Below are 10,581 nucleotides of genomic sequence, written 5' to 3'. Positions count from 1 at the left end.
CCCCACCTATCCCCACCCCCCGCCCCTTTACCTTTCTGTTTGTTTTGGCTTTCTTTCGCCGGGTGGGGGGGGGGGGGGGGGCCCGCGCCCCCCCCCCCCCGGGCCCCCCCCCCCCCGCCGTGCAAAAAGGGGGTCCGGGACGGATCAGGCCGTCTCGGCGATGTGGGCCCAGCCCTCGATGTCGCGGGGGTCGCGACGGCCCGGGCCGGTGTAGCGGGCCGACGGGCGCACCAGGCGGCCCGTCCGCTTCTGCTCCAGGATGTGCGCCGACCAGCCGGCGGTACGGGCGCAGCTGAACATGGAGGTGAACATGTGCGCCGGGACCTCCGCGAAGTCCAGCATGATCGCGGCCCAGAACTCCACGTTGGTGGCGAGGACCCGGTCGGGGCGGCGGGCGTGCAGCTCCTCCAGGGCGGCCTTCTCCAGCGCGGCCGCCACCTCGTAGCGCGGGGCGTCGAGCTCCTTGGCGGTGCGGCGCAGCACGCGGGCGCGCGGGTCCTCGGCGCGGTAGACCCGGTGCCCGAAGCCCATGAGCCGCTCGCCCTTGTCGAGGGCCTTCTTCACGTACGCGACGGCGTCGCCGGTGCGCTCGATCTCCTCGATCATGCCGAGCACGCGCGACGGGGCGCCGCCGTGCAGCGGGCCCGACATGGCGCCGACCGCCCCGGACAGCGCCGCCGCGACGTCGGCGCCGGTGGAGGCGATGACGCGGGCGGTGAAGGTGGAGGCGTTCATGCCGTGCTCGGCGGCGGACGTCCAGTAGGCGTCGACGGCCTTGACGTGCTTGGGGTCGGGCTCGCCCCGCCAGCGGATCATGAACCGTTCGACGACGGACTCGGCCTTGTCGATCTCGCGCTGCGGCACCATCGGCAGGCCCTGGCCGCGGGCGGACTGGGCGACGTACGACAGCGCCATGACCGCGGCCCGGGCCAGGTCGTCGCGCGCGGTCCGCTCGTCGATGTCCAGCAGCGGTTTCAGGCCCCACACGGGGGCGAGCATGGCGAGCGCCGACTGCACGTCGACGCGGATGTCACCCGAGTGCACGGGGATGGGGAAGGGCTCGGCGGCCGGCAGGCCCGGGTTGAACGCACCGTCGACCAGCAGGCCCCAGACGTTCCCGAAGGAGACGTGTCCGACCAGGTCTTCGATGTCCACCCCCCGGTAGCGGAGCGACCCGCCCTCCTTGTCGGGCTCGGCGATCTCGGTCTCGAACGCGACGACCCCTTCGAGTCCGGGTACGAAATCGGACATCAGGCGGCTCCTCAGATAGTGCGAACACGCGCGGCTCCCGGCGTGATTCGCGGTCCGGCGCGGTCATCCCCGTTGATGCCCGGCACGGCCGAAGGTCATCCGTACGGGGGCCCTCGGACCGGCCCCAAGATTTTGTCCGCTCCGGATGCCCTGCGGAAGCGTGACATACGGCACACCATCGGCCGGCGTCCTGCGGCAGGATGGCCGTGTGAGCGATCAGGACCTTGACCCCGCCGTCATGCGCGAGCAGTACCGTTCCGAGATCGTCCGGGAGGAGAGCCTCGCGGACGGGCCGATGGAGCAGTTCGCCCGCTGGTTCCGGCAGGCGGCCGACGCGCACGTCTTCGAACCCAACGCCATGGTCGTGGCCACCGCGACGCCCGAGGGGCGGCCCAGCACCCGCACGGTGCTGCTGAAGCGGTTCGACGAGCGGGGCTTCGTCTTCTTCACGAACTACGGCTCCCGCAAGGGCGTCGAGCTCGCCGCGAACCCGTACGTCTCGCTGCTCTTCCCCTGGCACCCGATCGCCCGCCAGGTCGTCGTCACCGGCACCGCCTCCCGCATCGGCCGCGACGAGACCGCCGCGTACTTCCGCTCCCGGCCGCACGGCTCCCAGCTGGGGGCGTGGGCGAGCGAGCAGTCGCGGGTGATCGGCTCCCGGGAGGAGCTGGACCGCCGCTACGCGGAGCTGGCCGAGCGCTACCCGGAGGGCGAGCAGGTTCCGGTGCCGCCGGAGTGGGGCGGGGTGCGGGTGGTGCCCGACGCGGTGGAGTTCTGGAACGGCCACGCGAACCGGCTGCACGACCGGCTGCGCTACGCCCTGGACGGCGACAAGTGGCGCGTCGAGCGGCTCTGCCCGTAGGACGGGCGGGCGGTCCGGGCGGGCGGCGCGGGTCGCCCGGGAACGCAGGCGACCCGCGGGCTCTGGTTCCTCTCCTGCAGTGAGAGGAGCCGGCCGGACGTACCGGCGAGCCCGCGGGTCGGGTGACTGCTTGGGATTGGCGCCTGGCGGCCACGCCGGGCACCGCACTGGGTGCGTTGCGACAACGGGCCGTCAGCCCGCAGCCACCTCACGCGTCCGGTTTCCGTACATTGCGGGAACCACCTCCCTTCTCGTGTACTCCAGAGCCTAAATCCGCTGCGCCGGGCGCTCAACTTATTTGTTCGGCACCTTCGGAGCGGCCGCAACTCCCCTGTTCGGCCCCGGAGTTCCTTCCTACACTGGCCGTCCCGCAGCGTGGGGAGGGGTGTCATGGGCGCAGGGCTGCTGCCGCGACTACCGGGTCCGGCCCGCGCGGCTCGCGGGCGTCCGCCTCGCCGTCGGGCTGGGAACGCCCTGCGTGCTGCTGATCGTGGCGACCATGGAGCACGTGGCCCCCGGTGTGAAACTGCTGATCGCGGCCCTGGTCGTCGCCCTGTTCGGATGGCTCGTACGGGCCTTCCGGCGCTGCTCGACCACCATCGACCGGGACGGCATCCGGGTCCGCCGCCTCACCGGAACCCGCCGGCTGGCCTGGGCCGACGTCCAGGACATCCGGGCCGCCCCCAACCCCGGCGCGGCCATGGCGCGCAACCAGCCCCTGGTCCTCGCGTACGCCCACGACCGGGCCGGCCGCCGGGTCCAGCTCGTGTACGTGGACGACGACCACGTCGACGTCACCCGCGAGATCGCCCTGATGCGGGACGCCTGGCGGGAGCTGCGCGGCCCCGCCTGGGCGGCCGACCCCGAGGTCCGGCGCCGGATCGAACGCCGGGCCCGGCGCGAGGACCGCGGCGAGGCGGCGGCGCTGCGCGGCTGGGGGGCCGCCGGCGCGCTCCTCGCGGCCGGGATGGTCTTCCTGGTCCTCGCGGACTGACGGCGGACCGGCGGCGGACCGGCGGCGCACCGGCGGGCACATCCGGGAGCGCGCCGACGGACATTCCGGGAGGAATGCGGGAACCGGGTGTGGCCTGCGTCACGTTCCAGTTGAATGATCCGACGTGCCGCACACACGAACACCTGCAGGGGGTGCCAGGTGAGTGCTTCCGGTCGTGGCGAGTCCGCCGACGATCTGCTCGCAGCGCTGCTGGACGGGATGGACGCCGCCCTGTGCGCGTTCGACTCCGACGGCGTGCTCACCCACTGGAACCGGGAGGCGGAGCGGATCCTCGGCTGGTCCGCCGCCGAGGCCGTGGGCCGCAGGGGCTTCGCGGGCTGGGCCGCGCGCGCCGCCGACGCGGACGACGTCCAGGAACGCCTCATGTCCGCCCAGCACCTACCCGGACGCCAGGTCCACGAGTTCGCGCTGCTCACCAAGGACGGCGGCCGGATCCTCGTACGCACCCAGTCCGCCGGCGTCCCCGGCGCCGACGGCAAACCCGCCGGCGTGTACTGCGCCTTCAGCGAGGTCCACGCCCAGATCGACCTCGAACGCTCCATCGCGCTCAGCGAGGCCCTCATGGACGACGCCTCCTGGGGCGTCGTCCTCGTCGACGTCGACCTGCGCCCCGCCGTGGTCAACACGCACGCCGCCCGCGCCTTCGCGGCGGGCCGCGGTGCGCTCCTCGGCCGGCCCCTCGGGGACCTCCTCGTCCAGGGCGTCGAGGAACTGGAGGGCGCGCTCCAGCACGTACTGGCCGAGGGGGCGCCGCCGTCGCCGCTGGACCTGTGGGTCTCCGTACGGACCGCCGAGGGGGTCCGGCGCCGGTGCTGGCGCAGCGGCTTCCTGCGGCTTGCCTCCCCACTGGCGGAGGAACCCGTACCGCTCGGGGTCGGCTGGCTGTTCCAGGACGTCACCGAGGCCCGGCAGGCCGAACTGGACACCGGGCAGCTCCGCTTCCGCTCCAACCAACTGCACCGCGCCGGCCGGGCCGCCGCCGAATGCGCCGACCCGGCCGAGGCCGCCGCCATCCGGCTCGACTTCGCCCTGGCCGGCTTCGCCGACCACGCCCTGGTCGACGTACTGGAAGGGCCGCCCGGAGCCGAGGCCCCCGAGCGGGGCCGACGGCTCGTCCGCTCGGCCGTGTCCCCGTCGGGCCTGGCCCTGCTGCTGCCCGGGCCGGGCGCCATCCCCGTCCGCTACGAGAACTCCCACCCGGCGCTCCAGGCCCTGGACCGGATCGGCCCCGTCCGGGCCGGCGCCCCCGGCGGCGCGCGGGACGAGGACTGGGCCCGGGCCCGGCACTGGCCGGCCGGGGCGACACAGGCCCTGTGCGTGGTGCTGCGCAGCCGCGGCCGGACCCTGGGCGCGCTGACCTTCCTGCGCGGCTCCTCCCGCCCGGCCTTCGAGCGCGCGGACGCCCTGTACGCGGAGGAGGTCGCGGCCCGCGTCGCCGCCGACCTCGACCTGGCGACGGGCGCCCGGGCCGCGCCCTGACGGCGCCGCGCCGACCCCGGCGCCCCTACCGCCGATCCCCGCCGACCTGCGAGGGGGAGGGCAGGTTCCACACGTGCTCGGGGGTGGCGATCCGCGTCACGGCCCGGCCGACGAGCGTGCTGAGCGAGCCGCCGCGGTCGATGTCGGAGTTGACCAGCACCACGAGCGTGACGCCGCTCCCCGGCAGTCCGGCGGCGATCGTCTCGTACCCGGGCAGCTCGCCGTTGTGCCCGAGCCAACCGTCGACGCGGGCGATCCCCAGCCCGTACCCGACACCGGGAACCCCCACGGGAGCCGTGCGCAGCCGCTCGGCCTGCGTGGCCGGCTCCAACAGCCGCCCGTCCACCAGCGCCGGCACCCACGCGCGCAGGTCCTCCAGGTCGGAGACGACCGCTCCGGCCGCCCACGCCCACGACGGGTTCCAATCGGTGGCCGTCACGACGGACCCGTCGGGGCTGAACGTCGTGTACCCCTGGGGATGCGGGTCCGGGAACGCGCTGCCGGTCGGCAACGAGGTGGAGTCCAGCCCCAGCGGGGCGAAGACCCGCTCCCGCAGGTGGGCCGCCAGCGACTGGCCCGACACCTTCTCCACCAGCAGTCCCAGCAGCACCGTGTTGGTGTTGCTGTACTCCCACCGCGCGTTCGGGGCGAAGTCCGGCGGATGGGCGAAGGCGTACCCGAGCAGCTGCCGCGGCGTGAACGCGCGGTGCGGATCGGCGCGCAGCGCGTCGAGGAACTTCGGGTCGGAGGTGTAGTCGGGGAGCCCGCTGCGCATGGCCGCCAGTTGGCGCACGGTGACGTGCTCGCCGCCGGGGACGCCGTCGACGTACTTCGCGATCGGATCGTCCAGGCCGACCAGGCCCCGGTCCACCAGTTGCAGGACCGCGGTCACGGTGAACGTCTTGGTCACGCTGCCGATCCGGGAGTACATGTCGGGCTTCAGGGGGGCGCCGTCGCGGCGGTCCGCGACCCCGAAGGACGAGACGTAGGCGCCGCGCCCCGGGATCCACAGGCCGACGCTCACGCCCGGGATGCCGGCCTCCTTCATCACGGCGGTGATCGCCGCGTCCAGGCGGGCCACCGTCCCGGCGTCCAGGGCGGCTTGCGGATCCGGTTCCGCGCGATCGGGAACGGGCGCGGCGGCGACGGTCGCGGTCCCCGGCGGGGGCGCGGCGGGGGTCGTCCCGGCGCCGGCCAGGACCAGCAACAGCGCGGCGGCGCAGGCGGGCAGGGCCCGCCGCGCGGTGAACGTCGTACGGGTGAAGGGCATACCCGGCCACCTCAGCTCCCCGAGACCCCGAGCGCAGGTCCTCCCCATGCTAGTGCCGTGACCGGAAGCGGCGCTTCCGGTCACGGTCGGCAGGGGCGCGCACCGCCGTCCGTCAGGGGCGGAAGAGTCAGTGGCGGAAGAGTCAGTGGCGGAAGAAGATCCGGTCGCCGTACTCCTGCATCACGCGACCGTTCCACTCGTGGCCGCCGTCCACGTTCCCCGACCGCAGCAGCGGCGGCTCGACGCCGCGCGCGACCAGTTCCCCGGCCGCCGCCGCCATCACCGCCTGCATGATCGCGCTGGTCACGACGGTGGACGCGGGGGCGAAGGGGGCGTCGATGCCGTCGAGGGTCAGCTCGGCGTCACCGACCGCGATCTTGCTGTCGAGCACGATGTCGCAGTGGTCCTTGAGGAAGGTGCCCGAGACGTGCCGCGAGCGCGTTCCCGTCGCGTACGCCATGGAGGTCACGCCGATGACCTTGAGGCCGATCGCCCGGGCGTTCATCGCCATCTCGACGGGCAGCGCGTTGCGCCCGGACAGCGAGATGATCACCAGGACGTCCCCGTCGGAGGCCGGGCTGCTGTCGAGCACCGCCCCGGCGAGTCCGTCGACCCGCTCCAGCGCGCTGCCCAGGGTGGCGGGCATGACGTCGATGCCGGCGGTGCCGGGTACGGCGAGGAAGTTCATCAGGGCGAGTCCGCCGGCCCGGTAGACCACGTCCTGCGCGGGCAGCGAGGAGTGTCCCGCGCCGAAGGCGAAGAGCCGGTTCCCCGAGGCGACGGCCTCGGCGATGACGATCCCGGCCTCGTTGACGCGGGAGGCCTCCTCGTCGCGCACCCGCTCCAGCAGACCGATGGCGGCGTCGAAGAACTGCCCGGCCAGCTTGCTCTCGCTCATACGCCGAAGGCCCTTCCAGGGTGGGGTGCGGTGGGTGCGTCCGTGTCCGCCGCTCACCGTGCGGTCTGGACCAAGCGCGTGTCAATACGAACGTCAATCCCCGGGCCGAAAGGCCCTCCACGGGGCGCACGAGAGTCCCGTACATGCCTTGACGCTCGGTGCGGGACGGTTGTCGGCGCGATGCGTCAGAATTGGGGGCAGGGCCAGCGCACGCAATCCGAGGGGCACGAATGTCCGGACTGATCGATACCACGGAGATGTATCTCCGCACCATCCTCGAGCTGGAAGAGGAAGGCGTGGTCCCCATGCGCGCCCGGATCGCCGAGAGGCTCGACCAGAGCGGCCCGACGGTCAGCCAGACGGTGGCGCGCATGGAACGGGACGGCCTGGTGTCGGTGGCCAGCGACCGTCACCTGGAGCTGACCGAGGAGGGCCGCAAGCTCGCCACCCGCGTGATGCGCAAGCACCGCCTCGCGGAGTGCCTGCTCGTCGACGTCATCGGCCTGGAGTGGGAGCAGGTGCACGCGGAGGCCTGCCGCTGGGAGCACGTCATGAGCGAGGCGGTGGAGCGGCGCGTACTGGAGCTGCTGCGCCACCCGACCGAGTCCCCCTACGGGAACCCGATCCCGGGCCTGGAGGAACTGGGGGAGAAGGCCGAGGCCGATCCGTTCCTGGAGGACGGCATGGTCAGCCTGGCCGAGCTGGACCCGGGCAGCGAGGGCAAGACGGTGGTCGTCCGCCGGATCGGCGAGCCGATCCAGACGGACGCCCAGCTGATGTACACGCTGCGGCGGGCGGGCGTGCAGCCCGGCTCCGTGGTCAGCGTGACGGAATCCCCGGGCGGGGTGCTCGTCGGCAGTGGCGGCGAGGCCGCCGAACTGGACGAGGAGACCGCCTCGCACGTGTTCGTGGCCAAGCGCTGACGATCCCCGCGGAGCGGGGGGAAGCGGGCGGTCCCGGCGCCTCGCGGCGCCGGGACCGATCCTCCCCTTGCTGACCTGGAGCCCCGAGCTCTCAAGGTCATTCCCTTCGGACCGTCTTCCCCGAGCGGCCCGCCTCCCTGTGGAAAGGATCTCCATCGGCAGCGGCGGCCAATCCTTGAGCAAGGTCACTCGAAAGAGCGGTGTTGTCGGCGAGACGCCCGTTTTCGAATGCGGGTTCGATAGTCTGGCCGGGATCGAAGGGGGTGCATCTGCGGTGGTACAGCGCATCGATGTGACGGGGGCCGACGGCGTTCGCCTGGCCGCCTGGGAATTCCGCGAACCGCCCGCGGAGCCCCTGCGTCCGGCGGTCCTGTTACTCCACGGCCTGATGGGCCGCGCCCTGCACTGGGCCGGTACCGCCCGCTGGCTGGGCGAACGGCACCGCGTCGTCGCCCTGGACCAGCGCGGACACGGCCACAGCGCCCGCCCCGGAGCCGGCCGGTCCTTCGCCACCCCGCTGGGCCGCGAGGCCTTCGTGGCCGACGCCGAAGCGGCCGTCGACCAGCTCGGCCTCGCCCCCGTGATCCTCGTAGGCCACTCCATGGGGGCCCTCACCGCCTGGCAGCTCGCCGCCCGCCGCCCCGAGTTGGTCCGGGCCCTGGTCATCTGCGACATGCGGGCCTCGGCCCTCGGCGAGGCCTCCCAGCAGGAATGGGAGGAATGGTTCCGCCGCTGGCCGCTGCCATTCCCCACGCAGGACGCCGCCCGCCGCTGGTTCGGCGAGGACGACCCCCGCGTGGAGCGGCCCGACCCCGGCCGCGGCGCGTTCTTCGCCGAGGTCATGCACCGGGCGCCGGACGGCTGGCGCCCGTTGTTCTCCCGTCGCCAGATGCTGACCGCCCGCGAGACATGGGTGCACGACGCCCACTGGGAGGAACTGGCCCAGGTCCGCTGCCCCACCCTGGTCGTCCGCGGCCTGGACGGCGAACTGGGCCGCGCCGAGGCCCAGGAGATGGTCCGCGTCCTGCCCGCCGGTCAGTACGCCGAGATCCCGGACGCAGGCCACTACCTCCACTACGACCAACCGGCCGCCTGGCGCGCGGCCGTCGAACCCTTCCTGGAGGGAGTCACCGCCGACGCCCCCTGACACCCCCGCACCCGCCCGCGCACGGACCCGCTCCAGCGACGCACGAGCGGGACCGGGTTGGCTGAGGGAATCCGGCCGGTGTCCACGCGCACCTGACCGCGCGAGGGCGGCGGCCGGACTCCGACCGGGCCCGGCGCGGGCGTACCGGCCGGCCGCCGGTCGCGCCCGCGCGCTACGACGTGCTCGGGAGCCAGCCGCGCTGGACGGCGCGGACGCCGAACTCGAAGCGGCTGGCCGCCCCCAGGCGCTCCATCAGCCCGTTGGCCAGCCGCCGGGCCGTCCGCGGGGAGACCGCGAGCCGCTTCGCGATGGCCTCGTCGGTCAGCCCCTGCGCCAGCAGCCGGATCACGGTGTTCTCCTGGGCGCTGAGCGTGCCCTCGTCCCGCTCCGGCGCGCCGCCCAGCGGCTGCGCGCCCGCCCACACGTTCTCGAAGAGCGCGCACAGCGCCGTCAGCGTGCCCTGCCCGGTCAGGATCACCGCGCCCGCCGCGCTGTCCTCGCTGCTGATCGGGATGACCGCCGACGTACGGTCGAAGATCATGAGCCGGGTCGGCAGGTCGGGAGCGGTCCGCACCTCGCCGCCGAGCTCGCTCAGCCACGCCGCGTACGCCACGGTGGGTTGGCTGTTGCGCACGCTGTCCTGGAACAGCGACCGCATCCGAACCCCGCGCGCCAGCAGTGCCCGGTCGTTCGGTTTCGACGCCTCCAGGGTGTGCGCGCGGTGCCCGCCGCCCGGCGCGAAGCTCATCAGCTCCGTCCGCAGCCCGTGCGCGAGGCCGCTGATCCGGGACCGGATCTCGTCCAGTCCCACCAACTGTTCGACTCCAGGGCTCGCCGCCGCGTGCGGGCTGAGGTCCGCGTACTCGGCGATGAGCTGGGCGGCCGCCGCCCGCGAGGCCTCGACGCGCAGCTGTTGCGCGGCCAACTCGGACTGTTGGCGGGCCATCAATATTTCCATGCCCACCTCGGGCGTGACCGCGCGCAGCTCGCCGGCCCGCTCGTAGGACGGCCGGATGAGGGCCAGTTCGCTGAGCGTGTCGAGACTGCGCCGGACGTCGTCCTCGGGCACGCCGAGGCGATCGCCGAGGGCTTTCACCCCCTCGCGCGGAAAGGCGAGCATGGCGCGGTAGACGGCCTCGGAAGTCGAGTCGAGGCCAAGCGTGGCTAGCACAGCGGTTCCCCCCGTGTGTGCCTTATTGATCAAGTGCGCAGATCATCGCACGCAGTGATCGACCGAAACCAGCCCGAGGACACTTCCGTCCAAGGACCGAACTGTCCACGTTCAATGCTTTGTTCGGGCCTCCACTTCCGGAAGGGTCGATCCCATGTTCCTGATCCACGCGGCCCTCCGTGCCCCCGCGCCGGGCGTACGACTCCCGCCCTCCACGGCAGAGTTCATCCGAGCCCTGCCCGGCGCGGAGGGCCTGGTCGAGCACGTGTCGGCGCACCCCGGCGCCCTGCCCGACCCGGTCGTGGGCGTGTACGTCCTCGCGGACGGCCTCGCCGAGGCGGAGCGCCGTACGGAGGAACTCTGCCGACGCGCCCTCGACGAGGTACGGGCCCTGCGCGGATGGCGGGTGACCCGGGTCGGCGTACCCCTCGTGGCGCCGTACTACGAGCAGCTCCTCCGGTCCGCCTCCGGCCGGCCTGGACGGATTGGGACAGGACCGTTTCCGTCCACCTGAAAGCCCTTCCACCCGTCCTGACCTGCGACGAAAGTAGTGATCGCCCGGCAG

General features: G+C 73.4%; 10 protein-coding genes. 6 read left to right on the top strand and 4 right to left on the bottom strand.

All coding sequences use genetic code 11. The features are described from left to right. Positions 1–144 precede the first annotated feature (144 nt). On the bottom strand, positions 145–1,251 hold the full coding sequence (locus AB0D46_RS21285) for a citrate synthase 2 (RefSeq protein WP_362879518.1): 1,107 nt from the start codon (positions 1,249–1,251) through the stop codon (positions 145–147). 238 nt (positions 1,252–1,489) lie between these two features. Between AB0D46_RS21285 and pdxH the strand changes: the two genes are divergently transcribed. From pdxH to AB0D46_RS21270, 3 genes are all read left to right on the top strand, one after another. Beyond that, positions 1,490–2,113, top strand: coding sequence for a pyridoxamine 5'-phosphate oxidase (gene pdxH, locus AB0D46_RS21280; RefSeq protein WP_362879532.1), 624 nt, complete (start codon positions 1,490–1,492; stop codon positions 2,111–2,113). 385 nt (positions 2,114–2,498) lie between these two features. Beyond that, the gene (locus AB0D46_RS21275) at positions 2,499–3,107 is read left to right on the top strand and encodes a PH domain-containing protein (RefSeq protein ID WP_362879517.1); all 609 of its coding nucleotides are present in this window, start codon (positions 2,499–2,501) and stop codon (positions 3,105–3,107) included. A 159-nt stretch (positions 3,108–3,266) separates the two neighbouring features. Continuing rightward, positions 3,267–4,607 carry a PAS domain-containing protein gene (locus tag AB0D46_RS21270; RefSeq protein ID WP_362879515.1) on the top strand — a complete coding sequence of 447 codons (1,341 nt, stop codon included), beginning with the start codon at positions 3,267–3,269 and terminating at the stop codon, positions 4,605–4,607. Between the two features lie 25 nt (positions 4,608–4,632). Here AB0D46_RS21270 and AB0D46_RS21265 read toward each other — a convergent pair whose 3' ends face one another. Together AB0D46_RS21265 and AB0D46_RS21260 are read right to left on the bottom strand one after the other, a co-directional pair. Then, the gene (locus tag AB0D46_RS21265; protein ID WP_362879514.1) at positions 4,633–5,877 is read right to left on the bottom strand and encodes a serine hydrolase domain-containing protein; all 1,245 of its coding nucleotides are present in this window, start codon (positions 5,875–5,877) and stop codon (positions 4,633–4,635) included. Positions 5,878–6,019: 142 nt separating this feature from the next. Next, the gene (locus tag AB0D46_RS21260) at positions 6,020–6,775 is read right to left on the bottom strand and encodes an SIS domain-containing protein (RefSeq protein WP_362879513.1); all 756 of its coding nucleotides are present in this window, start codon (positions 6,773–6,775) and stop codon (positions 6,020–6,022) included. A 230-nt stretch (positions 6,776–7,005) separates the two neighbouring features. Here AB0D46_RS21260 and AB0D46_RS21255 point away from each other — a divergent pair, with 230 nt between their 5' ends. Both AB0D46_RS21255 and AB0D46_RS21250 read left to right on the top strand, forming a co-directional pair. Then, positions 7,006–7,698 (top strand): metal-dependent transcriptional regulator, encoded by a 693-nt coding sequence (locus AB0D46_RS21255; RefSeq protein ID WP_362879511.1) that lies wholly within the window; start codon positions 7,006–7,008, stop codon positions 7,696–7,698. 274 nt (positions 7,699–7,972) lie between these two features. Then, positions 7,973–8,845 carry an alpha/beta hydrolase gene (locus tag AB0D46_RS21250; protein WP_362879509.1) on the top strand — a complete coding sequence of 291 codons (873 nt, stop codon included), beginning with the start codon at positions 7,973–7,975 and terminating at the stop codon, positions 8,843–8,845. A 172-nt stretch (positions 8,846–9,017) separates the two neighbouring features. Here the strand turns inward: AB0D46_RS21250 and AB0D46_RS21245 are convergent, their stop codons facing one another. After that, the gene (locus tag AB0D46_RS21245) at positions 9,018–10,016 is read right to left on the bottom strand and encodes a helix-turn-helix transcriptional regulator (RefSeq protein WP_362879507.1); all 999 of its coding nucleotides are present in this window, start codon (positions 10,014–10,016) and stop codon (positions 9,018–9,020) included. A 154-nt stretch (positions 10,017–10,170) separates the two neighbouring features. On the opposite strand from AB0D46_RS21245, the gene AB0D46_RS21240 reads away from it, so the two are divergent. Then, entirely contained in the window at positions 10,171–10,530 is a 360-nt protein-coding gene (locus tag AB0D46_RS21240; RefSeq protein WP_362879506.1) for a hypothetical protein, read from the top strand. Positions 10,531–10,581: the final 51 nt, after the last annotated feature.

The organism is Streptomyces sp. NPDC048383 (assembly GCF_040651775.1).
GTDB lineage: Bacteria > Actinomycetota > Actinomycetes > Streptomycetales > Streptomycetaceae > Streptomyces.
This window is presented reverse-complemented; position numbering and strand designations above follow the sequence as displayed.